Below are 19,715 nucleotides of genomic sequence, written 5' to 3'. Positions count from 1 at the left end.
ATGGCAGCGGTTCGCTACATGATGGGATTAACGCTCGCCAGAATTCGCTCGGATAGGGCTTCGCCCTGTAATTGGCTACTGGTTCTGAGTCTATGCTCCGCCACGCAGCAAAATACCGCTTGCACATCTTCGGGAACTAAATAATGTCGGCCCGCTAAAAAAGCCCATGCTTTAGCTGCTTGCAATAGGGATTTGGTAGCGCGGGGCGATAAACCCACGCTATCACTTTGGCTGCGAGAAAAATTCACTAAGGCCAGAATGTAATTGAGTAAAGCATCGGAAGCGCTGACCTTGTCGCATTGTTCTTGCAGTTGCATCAAGGCCAGTGGCGTCAGGCATTGGGGCAGTTGCTCTAAGGTTAAGTGGTTATGATTGCTCTTCAGCATCGCAAGTTCGGCGTCGTGGCTTGGATAACCAATTGATAGACGCATCATAAACCGGTCGAGCTGCGATTCTGGCAGTGGAAATGTGCCGGATTGATCGGTGGGGTTTTGAGTTGCGATCACAAAGAAAGGATTAGGCAATCTGTGAGTGATGCCATCGACGGAGATTTGTTGTTCTGCCATCGCTTCAAGCAAGGCGCTTTGGGTCTTAGGGCTGGCGCGGTTAATTTCATCGGCCAAGATCATCTGCTTAAAAATCGGCCCTGGATGGAAGATAAATTGCGCCTGATGTTTATCAAAAATAGACACGCCGAGAATATCAGCGGGCAGCATGTCGCTGGTAAATTGAATTCTTTGGTAACTCAAGCCTAAGCTTTGGGCTATGCCATGGGAAATACTGGTTTTACCCATGCCGGGTAAATCTTCAATCAACAGGTGGCCGCGGGCGAGAATGCAGGCCAAAGCAAGCCGAATTTGCCTTGGTTTGCCCAGCAACACTTGTTCGAGTTGATGTAGTAATTCGCTGATCCCAGATTGTGCCACGGGCGACTCCTAATACATTTAAAAGCGTAACTGAAAGTGCATGCGAAAGCAGACAAGCTTTACCACTATGGCGGATCATCGCCTGCTTATCCAGTGGCATTTCTAGTGCGAAATCAATTACTCGACTGAATGACGTTTAGGCTTGCGTGTGCTGGTGGCGCAAAGTCAAAGGGCGGCGCGTGGATCTATGCAAGACACAGCGCTTGACTGCGGGTGGGGCGAATAAACCAAGATTTAAACAGAAAGCCTTGGACTAAGTCGACGCCTATGTCTCGCGCAAACGCCAAGTGGGCTTCGGTTTCTATGCCTTCTAGAATGCACTGTTTGTTGGTTTGCTTGGCAAAGTTAATCAGCGCTATGAGTAACTGGACTCCCTCGGGATGCGTGATGTGGGTTAACCAATGGCGATCGAACTTGAGATAATCTACATTCATCATCAAATCGACACAAAGCATGGAGTGGGGCGCACCAATATCATCGAGCGCCACTTGGATATTTGCTTGTTTAAATTGGCTGAATAGCTGATTGGCAAGCTGGGCATCGTTAATGCAGGTATTTTCAATGATCTCGACCGTGACTTGCTGGTACTTCGATAACAGCTTTATAAGCTTGGCAGTATGTGGCCCATCGACAGCGTGGGGATCGACATTGATAAAAATACGCTGCTGGCTGGGCGCGTGAGCGAGTTGAAATGCTTTGGCTTGATATTCAACGGCGGCGAGTAATTCTGTGGATTCATGCAATTGCTCGAACACGATATTAGGTGCAACCGCATCGCCATCAGGTAGATAAAAACGCGCTAAGGCTTCATAGCCGTCGATGGCTAACGTATGGGGATCGACAAAGGGTTGGTATTCGCAGCTGAGCGTTAACGAACTAAGGTTAATCATGGGCCTAATGGGAGTCTTAATGCATTAATACTAATTATTCGCATTTAATGCCTCGCAGTGCAAACAAGTTTACGATAAAATGGCGTGATTGCTGAATAATTATTCGCTTTGCTAATTATTTGAATTTAGAGAATATCATTCAGAATTTTTGGCGGTTAAAGCATGAGCATTACCTTAGGGTATGCTGAAAAGTAGGAACTCGATACTGCAGAGTATCGAGTTCCTTTTTATGTCGCGAGTTAGTAAGCAAACTTCAGTTCGGCTTCGCTGAATAATGGCTGCGCTTTTTGCTCCTGCGCCTCATAAATCAATCGATAGCTGAAGACGGCTTGCACATATTCACGGGTCTCAGTGAAGGGAATGGCTTCGATAAAGCCCATGGCATCGAGTTTTCCATCCGAGTTTGCCAACCAGCGACGCACCCGTGATGGGCCCGCGTTATAGGCGGCTGTGGCGAGGATACGGTTCTGGTTAAACTCTTTTAACAACTGGGCATAGTAAGCACTGCCAAGATTGAGGTTAAGCTCTGCGCTATAAAGATCCTTAGGATCGCTATATTTAGCCCCATGTTTCTTGGCGGTTGCTTTAGCGGTCGCAGGCATAATTTGCATTAAGCCGCGGGCACCGACGCCTGAGGTCGCATAAAGATAAAACGCGCTCTCGCGGCGACTGATCGCTCGAATCTCATCTATGTTCACTTTGTGCTTTTTGCTGGCGTGCTCAAAACCTTCTTGGTGCGCCATCGGGAAGCGTAGGGGAATGTCATCCCACAACTTACCTTGGATACTGGCTTCGACGCCAAAGTCATACCAGCCTTGCTCATGGGCATAACGGCCGTAACGGGCTCGCATAGTGTTGTCACTGCGTCTGAGCAGCGACATCCATTCGTAACGTGCATCGAAATAACGATCCAGCGCCATTAGCTCTTGCACGCGCACAAAACCCACATCATCGGTTAATTTTTGGCTGCTGGCGTCGACGATAGGCTCAGGGCTTTGATTCAGCGAGACGGGTTTATTTAAAAACTGCGCGGCGGCAAAACCGTAAAAATTACGTTCATTGCTGATTGTCGCAAGAGCCTTAGTGGCACTTTCTGGCGCATCTTTAGCATTAGTGCGATAGAGCCAATATTGCCAGCGCTCCTTAGCCAAGGTTTCAGGTTGCAGTAAATTTAAATAACGGGCAATGCTGCGCATGTCGTGATCGCGAATGGCCCATCTTAACCGGCGTTCAAATAAGTCGTCACTTTTCAGCTCGGCCAGCACATTGTCGACATAGCTTTTATGGCTATCATCTTGTTCGATTAAGATGCGGCGAACTAAGTATTTATCCAGTTGTTGGGCTTGTGCTGGCGTGAAACGATTAGCCTTTTGATACCGTTCATACAAATTAATCGCTTGGTCGAGATCCTTGCGGGCAAGGCGTTTTAATCCCGCCGCGACTATGTCACCCACAATCGGATTTTTATCCTTAAACTTTTCGGTATGGCGCAGGCTGTTTGGATCTTTATACACGGCGACTAAGCGCTTCGCTTCGTTATTATGGGTGGTGATTTTCTGGGATAAATAGCTCAGCAGACTGGTTTCGCCAGTCTCAAAACTCAGCATCATCCGCGCCCAGATTACATCTTGAGTGCGTTTACCCGCTTTGGTCCAAGCGTTGAATAGGGGATCACACTCTTTTGGCCGTGAACTACCAAAGACCCAGAGTGATTGCGCCGCCGCATAGGCGGTTTTTATCTCGCCCTTGGCAAGTTTTGCTTCGTAGTAATAACATTGCAGGCGGATGTCGGTAGGGACATCGGGGCTTATCGCAAGATAATCACTCCAGCGTTTTTGTGTGCCCGCATTGTTTAAGTATTTAGACCTTAACCTGTTGTACATAGGCGTAGTTTCATACTTATCAATCAGTTTTTTTGCCGCAGCGCCATGCAAACCATTGAGATCGCCGATGTCGATATCATGGTCTAAGTAAATCGCCAGCGGATAATCGCCCAATTTTGCCCGTAGGGGTTTATAGACTTCATAGTCTTGTTTCTTTAAGGCTTTTTCGGCCTCAAGGAAGGTTTTCTGCGTTGGCGTTAACGCGAATGCGGAAGGGGCATTCAAGGCGCCTGCGAGCAATATTGCGCTGGATATAACCACATTCATCACGGCTTTGCACATGGAGCGTTTGCCTCCGGGCATCAAGGTATCAATCGACATGTCCGTATCGATTCAAGGTTATTGGCGAGTGTTCAACTCTATCAATCAATTAGGTCTATTAACTTTATTTATCAAATCAGTGTATTAACTCAATTTATCAACTCAGTTCATCAATTTTGGCATTATGCGGGTTCGAGTTCTGAGTCCTTAGGATCGCGCGTTGGCGGCAGCGTCAGCTCAGCGTCATCATCCTGTGTGTCGTTGTCGTCTTGGGCTTCATTGAGTGCTTTTTCTAGCAGCATTTTATCCAGCTGTTTACTGGTATCGACCCCGAGTTGCTGCATTAAGTGGGCTTGACGCACTAAGTTACCTTTGCCCGATGACAGCTTGTTCATGGCGCTGTGATAGGTTTTTTCGGCGTTATCTAAGGCACGACCCAGTTTTTCCATGTCTTCAATATAACCACATAACTTGTCGTAAATTCGACCCGCTTGTTTTGCAATGGTTTGCGCATGTTGGTTTTGATATTCGTAGCGCCAAATATTGTTAATGGTGCGCAGGGCCACCAGTAAATTCGTCGGGCTCACCAACATGATATTCTGCTCAAGAGCGAAATTCACTAGGCTAGGATCATGCTCTAACGCCAGTAAAAATGCGGGTTCAATAGGAATAAACATCAACACATAATCGAGGCTCTTGAGCCCGTGCAGATGTTGATAATCCTTTTGACTCAAGCCCTTAATGTGGCTGCGAATTGAGATCACATGCTCATTAATCGCCTGTTGGCGCAGGGCAGGATCTTCACTGTTGAAGTAACGCTCATAACTGACTAAGGACATTTTAGCATCGATGACCACGTCTTTATTTTCTGGCAGATGCACAATCACATCCGGCTTAAAGCGCTTACCGTTGTCGTCCTTGAGATCTTGCTGGGTATGGTATTCATGGCCTTCACGTAGACCGCTTTCCTGCAGCACGCGATCGAGGATCACTTCACCCCAGTTACCTTGCTGCTTGTTATCACCCTTGAGCGCTTTGGTCAGGTTGATTGCATCTTGGCTCATCTTCAGATTGAGATCTCGCAGGTGCTCAAGTTGATGTTTAAGGGCGCTGCGCTCGGACTGTTCGTGGGTGTAGGATTCACGAATTTGCTGTCTGAATCCTTCAAGCTGTTGTTTCAATGGCCCAAGCACGCCTTCGAGTTGGCTGGCATTTTGATGCTTAAAGTTTTCGCTACGTTCTTCAAAGATTCGATTGGCGAGGTTTTCAAATTGGGTTTGTAAGCGCACTTCGGCCGATTCTAAGCTAGCGATTTTATCCTGCAGTGATTCTTGCTGGGCATCGGCCTTGGCTTGAATGGTTTGCTGCATGGCATTGGATTTCGACAGCGCCAATTGAATTTCTAACTGACGGCGCTGGCTGTCATTCAATTGTTGCTCTAAGGTGGGGACACGTTCGGCTAAGGCCTCGGCTTTACCTAATTGTTCAATTTTGAGCTCAAGGCGCTGCTGGTATTGGCGCAGTTGCGCCTCTTTGTCATCAACCAAAATTTGCTGTTGTGCTAAGGATAATTCAGCATCTTCATTCACTTGACGCATCTCTTGCTCAAGTTGATCTTTATGTTGTTGCCAACGTTGGCGGGTGAGTCTTTGGTTGAGCAGAGCACCGATCAATAGGCCTAAGAAGGCGATGGCGAGAAGGCCGATGATTTCGGCGACGGAAAAAGATTGAGAAAATGGCATGATCAATAGCACTCCTTTAGCTTTGGCGCTTAGGTTCGCATGCCGCCCAATAGGCTTCAAGCCCTTTAATCAACTATATCTGCGCTTAATGCTTGAATGAGCAAGTCTTATACGTTTAAGGTGAATTTATTCACGGGTGGAAAGTTTTTCTGGATTTTACCTGTCTATATTAAAGTGAGCATAGAAGTGAGCGATACAGACGAGCGCCAGATAAGCTTTTATCGCGACTCGGTGGCGTTAATCATTAGATGGTAGAGGTGTCAATTGGCTAAACATTCCCGTTTTACCCCAGGTATTCTTAAAAAAGCGCAGTGGCACATGCAAGATAACCAAGTGACGCCCGAAGCGGTGTTTCGCTCGCGCCGGCAGATTGTGAAAGCTATGGGGCTTGGTGCTATCGGCGCCAGTGTGCCAGGTTACGTGCAGGCCGGATTGTTCGATCTATTTGGCGATCAGCCTAAGTCCTCATTTATCACCACGCCACTGACCTTTCAAACCAATAAGCAATACGGTGATGCTGATGTGTTAACTCCGCTGGATAAGGTGACGCAGCACAATAACTTTTACGAGTTTGGTACGGACAAGCAAGATCCCTTCAATAATGCCCAAGGTTTTAAAGTCGATCCTTGGCAACTGCGTATCGAAGGTGAAGTCGAACGGCCCATGACTTTAGATTTTAATGATCTCACTAAAATGTTCCCGCTTGAGGAGCGTAATTATCGTCTGCGCTGCGTTGAAGCTTGGTCGATGGTGATCCCTTGGGTGGGGTTCCCGCTGGCGGCATTATTGAAAAAAGTGGGTGTAACTAGCAAGGGCAAGTATGTCGCCTTCGAAACCGCTTTTGATCCCGAGCAAATGCCGGGGCAGAAGAGCCGATTAATGGGCGGTGGTATTCATTATCCCTATGTTGAAGGCCTGACGATAGCCGAAGCCATGAACGATTTAACCTTAATGTCGGTCGGTTTGTACGGTAAAACCCTGCCACCGCAGAACGGCGCGCCCATTCGCTTAGTGGTGCCGTGGAAATATGGCTTTAAGAGCATTAAATCAATAGTGCGAATTCGCGTGATGGATAAACAGCCGCCAACAAGTTGGAATCAACTTGCTCCGCATGAATATGGATTCTATGCCAACGTGAATCCGGCGGTGGATCATCCACGCTGGTCACAGGCCAGTGAACGTCGTATCGGCGAAGGTGGATTATTCTCAGCAACCCGCATCGATACCCAGCCGTTCAACGGTTACGGCGAGTTTGTGGCTTCACTGTATGACGGCATGGATCTGAGGAAAAACTATTGATGTTTGGTTTGTTTGAAAATATGCCATTTAGCGGGGATGACCTATGTTGAGATTAACCGCTAAGCACTTGTTTTGGCTAAAAGCGTTATTTCATTTGCTGGGTTTAGTGCCCATCGTCTACCTAGTGCTCACTGTCGTGTTAGACCGTGCGGGCGGCGATCCTGTGCAGCACATTATCCACTACACAGGCATAGGTGCGTTAAATGCTTTAGCGGCGACCTTGCTGATTTCACCCATTGCCAAGCTGACTAAGCAAGGGCTGTTGATGCAGACTCGCCGTTTAGTGGGCTTATATGTGTTTGCCTATGCCACCTTGCATATCTTGGCGTTTTTTAGTTTAGATCTGTTATTTGCTTGGGAATTACTGTTTAGCGAGGTGGTAAAACGGCCGTATATTTTAGTCGGCGCTGTGGCTTATCTTATCGTCACCGCTTTGGCGATCACTTCGTTTAAAGCCTTGATGCGTAAGATGGGACGTCGTTGGCAGACCTTGCATAATGGGGTGTATTTAGTCGCGATATTAGCGCCAATCCATTTTTACTGGTCGGTAAAATCAGAAATCATCGAACCGAGTCTGTATATTGTAGGTTTTAGTGTGTTGCTGCTGTGGCGTACGCCTTGGCTTAAGCGCATCCTCAGCCGTAAAGGGATGAGTAAAACCGTGAAAAAGGCGACTAGTGGACAAGAGAAAGCGTCGATAAGTCGATAAAATCAGCTTAAACGTATGGCGCGAGTGCTGAATTGCTGGCTTGTTTTATGTTTCTTTGTGCCTAACGCAAAATGAAAGTATAAAAACAAAAATGCCGAATCCAGATTCGGCATTTATCATTTAGCAGAACAGTTCTGCTCAGTTAATCTAGCTCAGTTAATCTTCTTGCTCAGGTGACAAGACTTAACCTAAACCTTGAGTCGCTGACTTCATTTGAATGAACTCAATTTTATAACCGTCTGGATCTTCAACAAAGGCAATCTCTGTGGTGCCACCTGCGACTGGACCAGGGGCACGTGTTACTTTGCCTCCTGCAGCGGCAATAGCAGCGCAACGGGCGTAGATATCTTCATCACCAATCGCTAAGTGGCCAAAGCCAGTGCCTAAATCGTATTTGTCAGTGCCCCAGTTATAGGTCAGTTCAACCACGGCTTGGCCAGTGGACTCTTCACCGTAACCCACGAAAGCTAAAGAATATTTGTATTCTGGATTTTCAGAGGTACGAAGTAGTTTCATGCCGAGCACTTCAGTATAAAAAGCAATACTGCGTTCTAAGTTACCGACGCGGATCATAGTGTGTAATAGTTGCGACATAGGTCCTCTCTCTAAATAGATTACGGTGGGGAGTATATCAAAAATGTCTCTGCGCATGACCACAAATCTCATCCATGGTGTTTTTATCACACTTGATCAATTCGATTGGTTAGGATAGGAAAACGCTGGCTGTCGACGGGCGAATTTGCGGATTGTGATAAGAAAATTGCCGATAAATTGGCTGTCGCTCACAAAACACAGAGACAAACGTGGGATTTTACCGCGAGGTTGACGATAATACATCCATACCAACTAGGAGAGTGAATGATGAACACCGAAGTTAAAATGGCCTTAGGCACTACAGTTGTAATTGCTTTATTTTTCAGCGCGTTCTTTGTTTCAATGTTTTAACGACTAATATTAGTTTGAGTTAACCCAGCTCCAAGTTAAGCAAAAAAGCCGCTATTGCGGCTTTTTGTTTGTCTGTGATTTAATGCACGTAAAACTTAACAAGGATTGGAAAATGTTGTTTAGCGAAACTGAAATAGCATTAATTGCATCGGCTAAGCGAAAAGTACAGATGGCGCAGAAAGTGCGATTAGCTGTGATTACATTAGTCGTGCTGGGTACTGGGCTGACGATATCTGGCTTGTGGGTCAATGAATTCGCCATTTATATGGCCTTTGGAATCGTGGTGTTTGCAGTGGCCTTGCCGCAATTTGGGCAAGGGCCAAAATATGAAGAGCTAGTCAGTTTGCTCGAGAAGAAAAGCCAAGGCTAACTGGCTTGGGTTTACTCTTCAGGATAAATTTTTTCTTTAAATTCTTTTTATATTTACTAAAAATGCATTCTCTTTGGTGGGTGAGTGAGTGAGGTGGCTTATATAAGGGGTTAAATTCCATCTCAGTCACAATCATCCTTTACGAAAAATGTAAGTTTTGTAAACAAAGCGCTGTAACGAGCAAAATGTTTAAAAACTTAAGCCCGTTATTCTTTACAAAAAGAGTAGCAAATTAGAACGAGCACTCTATAAGATTTCTTCCCTGAAGGCTTAGCAAGGCGATGGCTTCACTGCGTGAAAACCATCACCCTGCTGAAAGGATGTGAATCGACACCGATTCCGTAGACTGATTTGAACTTCAATTTATGGCTGAACTCTCGCTTGGCGATGGATAGGCTGAAGTTATTTCGACGATGCCCCAAAATGATTTTCGCTGTTCAAAAGATAAACAAGGGGAGTTAAGGCCTGACTATAGAAAAGCTAATGCAAAAGGGCCACGTTCAACCTAAAAGTTATGTCTGTTCTATCTTTTTTCTTGTCCGTCAGCAGACGTGAATGACTTATTAGCATACCGCCAAGATAAATAATATATTGCGTTTTTAAGAAGCCATATGTGCTAACTGTCTAAAATGTGGTAAGTTTTCTGTACTAACAACTTTGACTTTACTTGTATGTCTAACTCTTATATTGAACTTAACCGGCTGTTTAATGAAATACCAACATCTTTAAGTGATGAGAAAGATCTTTCGGATTTTTATTCTCTTGGAACAAAAAATGGAGATTCTTGGGATGACTTATTAAATAAAGACCGAATAATTATTTTGGCTGAGGCTGGTTCAGGTAAAACTGTTGAAATAAGAGAGCAAGCTAAGAAACTCTCAGCAGAGAAAAAGTGTTCATTTTTCATAAAAATTGAAGACATAAAGGATAACTTTGAAGGTGCTTTTGAGTTTGGAGATATATCTCTTTTTGATACTTGGTTGTCAGGTCAAGAATATGGTTACTTTTTTTTAGACTCAGTTGATGAGGCAAAAATTGCAAATGAAAAAGACTTCCAAAAAGCACTTCGCTGCTTTAGCAAAAAGATAAACAAAGGAATAAGTAGAGCAAAAATATTCATAACATCCAGAGGTTCAGCTTGGCGGCCAAAAACTGATCTTGAATTTGTTGAAAACTTGTTATCACTTAAAAATCATGATGATAAGTCTAACTCCTCTTTTAAGGTATATTCTTTTTCCGACTTAAGTTATGAACAAATTCGTATCTTTTCTCTAGAGAAAGGTATTGAAAATATTGATATCTTTATGGAGGAGGTAAAAGGCAAAGAAGCTGAGTTTTTTACTAGAAAACCATTAGATTTGCTATCGGTAGTTGAGTTTTGGAAAAAAAATCAAAGAATTGGTTCTCGCTCCGAGTTATTGCAAAACCTGCTAACTATTAAGCTAGAGTTAATAGAGGTCGGTCGTGATAAGTGTGATTTATCTTTATCAAAAGTCCTTAAAGGTGTACAAGAAATTGCGGCGGCATTAACTTTTGGTAAAAAGTCTAAAATTTCTGTTCCTGACGCAAAGGTTTATCATGATGTTCTCAATATTCATCAAGTCCTTCCTGATTGGACTAATGATGAAATCACTACATTGCTTAATCGAGCTGTATTTGAGCCTTCTGCATATGGCACTGTCAGCTTTGCAAATAGACTCTTAAGGGAGTATTTAACTGCTCAATGGGTGTCAATAAAGTATGCGAGTAAAGGTAGCGACAATAAGCTTCGTTCTTTATTTTATAGTACTACTTACGGTATAGAAGTTCCTATACAGACATTAAAGCCCATATTGTCGTGGTATGCTCTTATGAACGATAGCTTTGCTGAAGTAGTGGCAAATATATCGCCGGAAGTATTTATAGAAGGGGGGGACCCTTCTAAGTTACCAATAGAACAGCGTCAAACTTTACTTGAAAAGTTCTGTGAGATGATTGGCGCAACAGATGATTCATTTATTTCATTTGACGCTAATGCTATTGCTAGGTTCAGTCACCCTGATATGGGGAGCATATTTCATAGTCTATTGGAACGATACTCAAGCAATAAACAATTAAGGCAAATATTGTTGCAAATGGCTTTATGTGTTGAAGCCAAAGAGTGTGAGGATGTAGCATGTGAAATATCAAAAGCAGTTGAAATGGATGTGTTATCTAAAACTTTAGCTGTAAGGCTATTAAAGAAAGTGGCGATGCCAGATGTGATTAAGGCTAATGCAAGTGAATTACTTGCCGCTTTTTTAGATACTAATAATGAATCTCTAGCTTGTTTGATACTTGATGAATACGGGAATCAATTAGAAACAAAGGAATTGTTAGGAATATTACCTTGTATCGTCAAGCCCAATCAATACAGCTATCGAGCTATACAGTCATCAGTTGAAAACTATATCGAACGATTAAACTTTGACTCTATTTTAACTGTAATAGACTCATTGTTTGGCATGATTGATACTAAGCCATATGCCGAGCACTATATGTGTTTAGTATCTGAGCGATATGAATGGTTATTTGGCTGTGTAGAGGTAGCTTTACTTAGGGTCATTAAATTAAAAGAAATATCACATTTATCAACTAATGTACTTGAACTCATATCAAGAGCTCAGGTCTACCATAAGTGCGGCAGCTATAGTCAACACGAGGAAAAGATTCCCGAAGCTGTTAAAAACTGGAAGGAACTTAACTATCAACTTTTTTGGCACGATGTAGCTAAAAAAAGGAGCAGGGTAGAAGAGGAGAATAAACAATCCCCAAACCCTAAGTCCGTTGATATGTGGTTTCAAGTTCGTGTTTATCAGGAGTTTTGGGGGTTTAACTACGATGACTTTCAGCAGGCAATAAAATGGGTTATGTCTAAGTCGATTAGAGATGACAAGTGTATCGCCTTTTCGTTGGCGTGGGCGTTAGCAAAAGAAAATGGTCTAGCTTCAGAAGATCTTGAAAAACTTAATAGTGCATCCTATGAGTTTGATGGTGGTGTTGCTCTTTTAAAGGGGTTCTTAAACCCTGTAAAAGAAGAGTGGCATAAAGAACACGAAGCTCAACAGGAAAAATTTTCAAAGCAGCGTGAAGAAAAAGAAGAGTTAAGAAAGAATAACTTTATTGAAAGTGTTTTCTCAATAAAAGCTAAGCCTGAAATTATCTTAGATATAAGGCATGCTGTGACGGGGCAGATAAATGGTTTTCAAAGTTATTTATTTAACTGTATAAGGAACAAATCTAAAGATAACAATCACTGGTGTTGCTTAAATTGGGAGTTGTTGACTCCTGATTTTGGAGGCGAGGTTGCTTTAGCGTATAAAAACGCTTCAATTTCTTATTGGCGCTCTTATAATGCACCGTTATTAAAGTCAGAGGGAAATGATTTAAGCTCTGCTACTTATGGTTTTATCTTCGCGTTAAGTGGTGTCGGTATTGAAAATGAGACTATTGATAATTGGGAGGCGTCTTTATCTGAAATAGAAGTAAAGCAAGCTGTGAAGTTAGCTCTTTGTGAAATGAACGCGTTACCAAGCTGGTTTGAGAAGTTATTTATAGCTCACCCTTTGTTAGTTTCATCAATATTAATGCAAGAAACTCAGTGGTTGCTAACTAATAGTGGAGAGCCTGATTCAGGTCGTTACGTTTTAGGGCAAATGCTAGTAAATGGTCATTACTTGTTTGAAACATTATCTCGGCCTTTGTTTGACCTTATATCTGATTTAAACAACCCAAGTTATCAAGTTAACAAAAATGTTTTACGCATATTGACTGCATCAAAATATATATCCAATGAACAGCTTGCTAGCTTGTCTGAGTACAAAATTAATAATAATTTCGACAACCTTAAAGGCATGTGGTGGGCTATATTAGTTAGTTCGGATGCAGTAAAAGGTGTACCACTATTAAGTGCGGAGCTAAAAAAACAAACTAATGAAGATGCTACTAACTTAGCTATATCCGTACTTTCTGAGCTATCTAATAAGCGTAGTTATGACGAGTTGAGTGGCAGGAAGTCACATCATACAGTTACTTCAACTATGGAGTTATATAAATTGATGCATCTATACATACGGGAAGAAGATGATATAGATAGGACAAACGGGGAGTGTTATTCACCGACATCAAGAGACGATGCTCAAGATGCTAGAAATGACCTATTTAATTCATTGAAAGAAATCCCAGGTGAAGAAACTTATAAAGCTTTGATGGATATTGCTAAGATGTGGAATGATGTCCCTTACAGAAGGTCATGGATAGAGCATTTAGCTTTACAGCGAGTGATAGAGGATGCAGATAAAGAAGCTATGACAGAAACCGCTTTTAATAAGTATTCTCAGGAATTAAACCTTGGTGTAGAATCAACCGTACTTTTGACTAAAATCGAGAATAATGTGAGTAATAACTTCAACGGACCAGTATCTAATTCTGTTATAGGCGACAACAATAAGGATATAAAAATTACTCAAGACAGCAATAAAACTGAAAATATCCCTGATCCGATTAAAGCTAGTAAATGGCACGAAAGTTTTTTAGGGAAAATCATCGTAGGAGTAATTATTGTATCTATTGGAGTCGCTATAAAGGGCTTTGTTTCCTAAAAGCACAAATAACTACAGAGTGCTTCCTGAGCGCCAGTATGTCGCTTAAAACCTTTGTTTCATAGTCAGTCGTTTATCTGTAATCAGAATGTTATTTTGATTTAAACCCGAAAAACATTGGATTTCACTATTAGGAAACAAAGCTGCTAAAATGCAGTACATTTTTCCGTTTAACCTTGCTTATCATAAGGTGTTGAAATGAAGCGGGCTTCGGGGGGGAGGTTTTGTACTTTGCATGATAAAGGTACTTTTTCTAATCCAAGACAGGTTAACTAGAATCAATACTCTAAGTGATTTTGTCCCAAAACGAGTTACTTACTATTCAGTCATGCTATCGCATTTTCTCTGCTGATTAAGAGTGAAACAATAAAGACTGATAGATATGTGACTATTTATGCATATTATCTGCATAAGATGAGTTTGAGACAAGTTTGTCACGATAATGCGCAAAATACGTCGATTAAGCGCTATAACTCGCGGAAATTACACTTTACTTCTATTAATTTGAATCTCTTTGTGTATTCATTACAAATTGAAAATCAGCTATATTGTTGCGATACAAACTTATTAGGAAAATACAATGTCTGAATTTTTAGAGATCTTAACTCATGCTCGTCGTTTAAAAGCTTCTGTTAAAGAGTTATCTGTTGCTGAACTAAAAGATGTGTACGAAAAGTTAGGCAAGATCGTTGTTGAAAGAGAAGAAGAAGCGAATGCTGAAGCTGAAGCAAATGCTGAGCGTATCGCTAAAATTGCAGAACTTCAGAAGATGATTGAGTCAGCTGGTTTATCACTTGATGATCTTGGCGGTGTTACTGCTAAAGTAAAAAGCACAAGAGCACCACGTCCAGCTAAATATTCAATCGTAGTTGAGGGCGAAACTGTCACTTGGACAGGGCAAGGTAGAATGCCAACTGTTTTCAAACAACAGATTGAAAATGGCCGTTCAATCGAAGACTTTTTAATCTAAATTCCTCGTCTATAACAGAACAGACTGATGAAAGTCTGTTCTGCCCCAAAACGATTTTTAACGTAACTGATTGAACCGTTAAGTTTTTTCTAAGTTGACCTAATTTTAGTAATGACACTAAGTGTAGTATATCGCAGGTTCAGTTCAATTCTAGAGATATATAATGGGAAAGACAAAAGCTCATGATTTTGGAATAATTAAAGGCAATCCATTTGAGATAACCTTCAGGCAACATTTTTTGCCAAATGGCTTGATGAGGCATTTTTCAACTAAAGAAAACAAGATATACAGAGTAGTTAAACCCTTTGCACATGTTGAATTGATAAAATACGAAAGGAACGACGATTACGCAATTTCTCTCCGCGCATGGAACACCAGAATGGAAGAAATATTTACCGCGATAGAGACAAAGTTTTATGCAGTTCGTGAGAGTGTAGCTTCTGGAGTTGATCATTTATCAAAAGATGACTGTATTGCGATTTCAAATTTTCTAGCCTCTTGGAAAGTTCGTCCAAATTATCTCCGTAGCAGCAGAGAAGTTCACAAGATTTATGGTATCCCAGAACCTCAATTCCCTCCGGAAATTATCTCAGAGTGGATTGCAAAAACTGATCAGCGAGAGGCAGATATACCTCAATATATTCGAGAACATTTAGAGAAGAAAGGAGGCCGACTATCGGGGCCTACCCTAGAAGATCATGAAGTTAATAGCCATAAAGTGTGGTGTGATTATGAATGTGTCAGCTTGGGGCTAAAGAACATACGCTGGATGGTTCACCGCTTATCTGATTTGGAAATAGCACTTCCAGATGAACCGCCCTTTCATTTTGTACCTATCAACCCAAGTACCGTCTTGCTGCCAGAAAAATTTCCGGTAGATATGACTTCCGCTGACGGTATATCAATGCTGAACTATGCAATTGTCACTGAGAGCAGATCAGCCTATTGGTGCCATGATATAAATCGGCTGATTAAACTCCCAGCTTAAATCAGGGGCTCTACACCGGAACCCTAGAAAATTCCGTCACTAAAGCTAATGACCATCTCCTCTGATTGCTAGGTTTGGAAAATGTGTATGCGTATTTTTCAGCATGGTGTATTTGATAAAAAGCTGATAAGTTCCTTTTATTACAAGTAATTAATTATGCGCGTTTTTACTGGTTTAATGAGGTAAACGCGCATGCGTACCAATCATACGTTATGTCCTATTAGGAGTAATCAAAATTGCAATTCATTCATAATGATTTAGGTCAAAGGAAAGCAGGTGAAATTGTTGAGGTTACTTTGACTAGTGGCGCTAACGTTCGCTTAATGAATAGTTCTGATTTCAGCAATTATAAAAATGGAAGACGGCACAGCTATATAGGTGGCTTAGCAAAAAAATCGCCATTGAGACTACAAATCCCAAATTCTGGTCACTGGCATGTTGCAATTGATATGCAAGGATTGAAAGGGAGTACTAAGGCATCTGTACAAATACTTCCAGGTGCACTACCTACGATTCAAGATCGACCTCTATCGGAAGTTCCAAGCTTAGTTCGTGACAATATTCCACCGCCAACAGAATCTGGTGAAGAAACTCATGACGTTTTTATTTCACACGCATCTGAAGATAAAGATGATTTTGTTCGCCCTCTAGCAGATGCTCTCATAGTTCAAGGGCTGAATGTGTGGTATGACGAAATGACACTTAGAATTGGGGATAGTCTGAGGCAAAAAATAGATAAAGGTCTAGCAAATAGTAAAGTAGGGCTTGTTGTTCTATCGCCTTCATTTATAAAGAAAGGCTGGACCAACTATGAGCTTGATGGAATTGTTACTAGAACAGTGTCAGGTGAGCAAGTCTTATTACCGATTTGGCACAACATAACAAAACAACAAGTAGTAGATTTTAGCCCATCGATTGCAGATAAAGTTGCTCGAAGTACGGCAACTCACACCATTGAAGAGATTGCTATAGAAATTGCAGAGCTTATTAAATCATAAACATAACAAGTCGCTGGATCATCGCGCACTACGTGCTCTGGACCGTTATTCAGACGTAGTTTTGTGGTTTTGCTGGGCAAAAGTATTCCACAAAACCGCAACTGAATAACTGCCGCTTTCTTTGACGCCTATGTGTTACCAAAAATAGGAATTACAGTGGACAAATTAGATACGTTATCGTTTGATTTTTTTAAATTCTTTTCAAGAATTGAATATTCTTTAAAAGCAGCCTCTTTCCATACTGGTGAGGGTAATGCAAATCCTAATTGGACAACCTTTGCTCATGATATTGATTCTAAGTTTCAAGCTATACAAGATAAAAAGCTCAATGAGGCTAAGCAATATATTCTTTCTAATCCACCAAAGAAGCAAGTGATTGAGCAAGGGAACATTGCGTGGTCTGATGCAGCACCTACACCGGAAAATGGCACGGACTTGTTGTTACTCTACGTTCGTCGAGTAAGAAATAACCTTTTTCATGGAGGCAAGTTTAACGGAAACTGGTTTGCCCCCGAACGCAGTGAAGAACTACTAAATAGCTCAATTATTGTCCTTGGATATGCACTCGCATCCAATGATAAAGTAAAAGAAGCGTTTGAAAATTAAATATAATAAACTGCTCAAGAGGGTTTCAGCACGCGTGCATTTTAACCATACATTTAGTTTAGTGATATAAGGTGTGATGCTGAATCGCTCGTTGTGCTCGCTCATTTATGCCAAAATGAGCCCGTGAATCACTCTAGGTAAGACTGTATCTGTGAATCAGATTTACACCTAGTCTGGTTCATGCATGACATACTGCAATTTTGCGCAGGCTTGGGCTAACGCGCAATTGCCCCATAATCAGTTAGTGCTTTTACTCATTCGCATCCCATTCATTCGCTTTTGCCATACTAAAAGTTATCCATTCTTCTCATTCGGTTCGCTGTTTGATCTCCGAGATGTAATACGGTGGAAAGTCCTATGCCTTGGAACTTACCTAATTTCGTTTTTTGTATAAACAATCGATATAAGATGTACTCTATTGATATGCGTTCGGTGGCATTGTGATTCAGATAACAGAGATAACTTAATTATAGTCGTAAAATTCTAGGAGTTGCTGCACGGAAAATGGTTGCCAATTATTGACCGCACTTAGCATGACGACGACATTTATACTCAACAAAGGATGAACGAGAAAATATGAAGCTAGTATCATTTAAAATTAGTAACTTCCGTGCCATTAATGGGGATAACAATAATATCTACTTTAAAGACAACAATATTGTTTTCTTATTTGGTAAAAATAATATAGGGAAGTCTAGTGTACTTCATGCCTATCGATACTTTGCTACACCAAATCAAAAAGTAGAACTTACCGACTTTTACGATCAAACAACCAAAAATGAAATTGTCATTGAAGCTACCTTTCTTAAGGAAGATAGTGATAATGAAAACTTTGCTGATAAGGGATTGAATAAATGGGTAGATGGCGAGGGCTTAGTTAAATTTAAGAAGACTTGGTCAGAGGTGGATAAAGCCGCTAAAAAGCAGACTTTTAGCATTGCAGATCGTGATTATGTAGACAATGGATTTGGTGGTTTGGAGCAGATCTTAACGAATGCCACACCGAATATTATTTACATTGAAGCAATGCCTAATGTGAAAACTCTTACGGACTGGCTAGAGAAAGAGATAAAAAATAAGCTGCTGAAACAACTTAAGGAAGATCATCACGAAGAATATTCAAAAGCTTTAAATGCAGTCAAATCATTACAAGACAAAGTAGAGTCGTCTGGATACTTGGGAGATATTAGCGGAGCTGCAAATAAATATTTTTGTAAAACCTTCCCTGATCTTCAATTGAACATTCAATCAACACCTCATAAAGAAGCGGATTTGAGTAAGGCTTTTGAAAAAGATTTCAGTGTAACCATCGGTGATGCTCGTAAGGCAGATGAAGCCAAGCTAGCGGAGGTCGCAGAAATTGCTGAGGAACTTGTAGATGAGATAGATACAACAAGTTATGATAGAAAATTTGACTTACATGGTCATGGTTTGATTAGACAAGCTATTATCAATTTTTTGGCTTTGTTTAAAGATACTAAGGATGGTGAAAAGCATATTATTCTGTTCGAGGAACCTGAACTATATTTACACCCAAGTAACAAACGCAAGTTTAGGGATACGCTTTACCAAATAGCAGAACAAGATGACTATCAAATAATTTGCGTTTCTCACGACCCTCAACTAATCGACATGAGTCGAGAACACACATCGCTAGCGAGGTTTGTGAAAAAGCCAAACGGTGAGACTGAGATATATCAAGCTGGTGATGACATTTTCTCTCGAGATGAAGAAACCAAAGATCGCATATTGATGCTTAATAGATTCAACCCACACATTTGCGAAACATTCTTTTCAGATGAAGTCGTATTGGTCGAGGGTGACACCGAAGCTATTGTTTTGAGAGGTATGCTATCAGACCACTACCCTGACAAAGAAATTTTTGTTCTTAATACCGGAACTAAAAACAATATTCCATTTTTCATAGAAGTTCTGAGTCACTTCAAGATTACTCAGCATGTTATTCATGATTCAGATGAGCGTTATTTGTATATTGATGGCAAAGTATCATTGAAAAAAGATAAATCTCCAAAGGTCAATAGTGCTTGGACTTTGAACCAAAATATTTGGGATGAATTAGTTAGAGCATGTGAACAAGGGGTTGTAGTCAAAAGATACGTCTCTATAAGAAATTTTGAGCATAGCCACGATTACAAGCATGATAGTAAAAAAGGCAAGCCATTATCTGCTTACGAGTTTGCAAAGACTCTTGACATAAATGACCATTCAAAAAGCATAGTGTTATTTTTGAAACAAATAGTAGGTGATATTGACTACGAACATGAGTTCACACCAGAATATTTGGATAGGACTGTAGTCGAGCCTTTTTAAGCATATCGCGTTGTATCATATAAAGGGGCTTAAAGCCCCTCATCTGCTCCGGTCAGACTGGACACTAAGCTAACCGACTTTTTCCATACTTTTATTTGTTAATGATTTGCTAATTTAGTGGAGATATTGACAACGGTTTGTCCCATATGCGTGTCAGAGGAATGAAGCTGACACGTTC

14 protein-coding genes are annotated in these 19,715 nt (G+C 41.4%); 9 read left to right on the top strand and 5 right to left on the bottom strand.

The window, feature by feature from the left end:
• Positions 1-14: 14 nt before the first annotated feature.
• The 4 genes from Q4Q54_RS04885 to rmuC all read right to left on the bottom strand — a co-directional run bounded on the left by Q4Q54_RS04885 (position 15) and on the right by rmuC (position 5,702).
• Entirely contained in the window at positions 15-926 is a 912-nt protein-coding gene (locus Q4Q54_RS04885; RefSeq protein ID WP_311987855.1) for a MoxR family ATPase, read from the bottom strand.
• Between the two features lie 185 nt (positions 927-1,111).
• Entirely contained in the window at positions 1,112-1,816 is a 705-nt protein-coding gene (locus tag Q4Q54_RS04880) for an EAL domain-containing protein (protein ID WP_311987854.1), read from the bottom strand.
• Between the two features lie 239 nt (positions 1,817-2,055).
• A complete protein-coding gene (locus tag Q4Q54_RS04875) occupies positions 2,056-3,981 on the bottom strand; it encodes a transglycosylase SLT domain-containing protein (RefSeq protein WP_311987948.1) in 1,926 nt (641 codons plus the stop codon).
• A 161-nt stretch (positions 3,982-4,142) separates the two neighbouring features.
• Complete coding sequence (gene rmuC, locus Q4Q54_RS04870; protein ID WP_311987853.1) at positions 4,143-5,702, bottom strand: DNA recombination protein RmuC; 1,560 nt, start codon at positions 5,700-5,702, stop codon at positions 4,143-4,145.
• Positions 5,703-5,966: 264 nt separating this feature from the next.
• Between rmuC and msrP the strand changes: the two genes are divergently transcribed.
• Positions 5,967-7,001 (top strand): protein-methionine-sulfoxide reductase catalytic subunit MsrP, encoded by a 1,035-nt coding sequence (msrP, locus tag Q4Q54_RS04865; RefSeq protein WP_311987852.1) that lies wholly within the window; start codon positions 5,967-5,969, stop codon positions 6,999-7,001.
• A gap of 43 nt (positions 7,002-7,044) precedes the next feature.
• Positions 7,045-7,710 (top strand): protein-methionine-sulfoxide reductase heme-binding subunit MsrQ, encoded by a 666-nt coding sequence (msrQ, locus tag Q4Q54_RS04860; RefSeq protein WP_311987851.1) that lies wholly within the window; start codon positions 7,045-7,047, stop codon positions 7,708-7,710.
• A 183-nt stretch (positions 7,711-7,893) separates the two neighbouring features.
• Here msrQ and gloA read toward each other — a convergent pair whose 3' ends face one another.
• Positions 7,894-8,304 carry a lactoylglutathione lyase gene (gene gloA, locus Q4Q54_RS04855; protein WP_006087315.1) on the bottom strand — a complete coding sequence of 137 codons (411 nt, stop codon included), beginning with the start codon at positions 8,302-8,304 and terminating at the stop codon, positions 7,894-7,896.
• 463 nt (positions 8,305-8,767) lie between these two features.
• On the opposite strand from gloA, the gene Q4Q54_RS04850 reads away from it, so the two are divergent.
• The 7 genes from Q4Q54_RS04850 (at position 8,768) to Q4Q54_RS04820 (ending at position 19,537) form a co-directional block, all read left to right on the top strand.
• A complete protein-coding gene (locus Q4Q54_RS04850) occupies positions 8,768-9,025 on the top strand; it encodes a hypothetical protein (RefSeq protein ID WP_168825142.1) in 258 nt (85 codons plus the stop codon).
• Positions 9,026-9,696: 671 nt separating this feature from the next.
• Positions 9,697-13,644 (top strand): hypothetical protein, encoded by a 3,948-nt coding sequence (locus Q4Q54_RS04845; RefSeq protein ID WP_311987850.1) that lies wholly within the window; start codon positions 9,697-9,699, stop codon positions 13,642-13,644.
• A gap of 580 nt (positions 13,645-14,224) precedes the next feature.
• On the top strand, positions 14,225-14,614 hold the full coding sequence (locus Q4Q54_RS04840; RefSeq protein ID WP_263209163.1) for an H-NS family nucleoid-associated regulatory protein: 390 nt from the start codon (positions 14,225-14,227) through the stop codon (positions 14,612-14,614).
• Between the two features lie 163 nt (positions 14,615-14,777).
• Positions 14,778-15,602 (top strand): hypothetical protein, encoded by an 825-nt coding sequence (locus Q4Q54_RS04835; RefSeq protein WP_311987849.1) that lies wholly within the window; start codon positions 14,778-14,780, stop codon positions 15,600-15,602.
• A 236-nt stretch (positions 15,603-15,838) separates the two neighbouring features.
• Entirely contained in the window at positions 15,839-16,600 is a 762-nt protein-coding gene (locus Q4Q54_RS04830) for a DUF1883 domain-containing protein (protein WP_263209159.1), read from the top strand.
• 156 nt (positions 16,601-16,756) lie between these two features.
• Positions 16,757-17,206 carry a hypothetical protein gene (locus Q4Q54_RS04825; RefSeq protein ID WP_263203819.1) on the top strand — a complete coding sequence of 150 codons (450 nt, stop codon included), beginning with the start codon at positions 16,757-16,759 and terminating at the stop codon, positions 17,204-17,206.
• Between the two features lie 576 nt (positions 17,207-17,782).
• The gene (locus Q4Q54_RS04820; RefSeq protein WP_311987848.1) at positions 17,783-19,537 is read left to right on the top strand and encodes an AAA family ATPase; all 1,755 of its coding nucleotides are present in this window, start codon (positions 17,783-17,785) and stop codon (positions 19,535-19,537) included.
• The last annotated feature ends 178 nt before the right edge of the window (positions 19,538-19,715 follow it).

The organism is Shewanella sp. SP2S2-4, assembly GCF_031932025.1.
In the GTDB taxonomy this organism is placed as follows: domain Bacteria; phylum Pseudomonadota; class Gammaproteobacteria; order Enterobacterales; family Shewanellaceae; genus Shewanella; species Shewanella baltica.
Note: the sequence above shows the minus strand (reverse complement) of the source record. Positions and strands in the feature narration are given on the sequence as shown.

Coding starts and splice junctions, on each gene's coding strand:
- Q4Q54_RS04880 (WP_311987854.1), bottom strand. CDS start 1,816: ATGATTAACCTTAGTTCGTTAACGCTCAGCTGCGAATACCAACCCTTT.
- Q4Q54_RS04875 (WP_311987948.1), bottom strand. CDS start 3,981: ATGTGCAAAGCCGTGATGAATGTGGTTATATCCAGCGCAATATTGCTC.
- rmuC (WP_311987853.1), bottom strand. CDS start 5,702: ATGCCATTTTCTCAATCTTTTTCCGTCGCCGAAATCATCGGCCTTCTC.
- msrQ (WP_311987851.1), top strand. CDS start 7,045: ATGTTGAGATTAACCGCTAAGCACTTGTTTTGGCTAAAAGCGTTATTT.
- gloA (WP_006087315.1), bottom strand. CDS start 8,304: ATGTCGCAACTATTACACACTATGATCCGCGTCGGTAACTTAGAACGC.
- Q4Q54_RS04850 (WP_168825142.1), top strand. CDS start 8,768: ATGTTGTTTAGCGAAACTGAAATAGCATTAATTGCATCGGCTAAGCGA.
- Q4Q54_RS04845 (WP_311987850.1), top strand. CDS start 9,697: ATGTCTAACTCTTATATTGAACTTAACCGGCTGTTTAATGAAATACCA.
- Q4Q54_RS04840 (WP_263209163.1), top strand. CDS start 14,225: ATGTCTGAATTTTTAGAGATCTTAACTCATGCTCGTCGTTTAAAAGCT.
- Q4Q54_RS04835 (WP_311987849.1), top strand. CDS start 14,778: ATGGGAAAGACAAAAGCTCATGATTTTGGAATAATTAAAGGCAATCCA.
- Q4Q54_RS04820 (WP_311987848.1), top strand. CDS start 17,783: ATGAAGCTAGTATCATTTAAAATTAGTAACTTCCGTGCCATTAATGGG.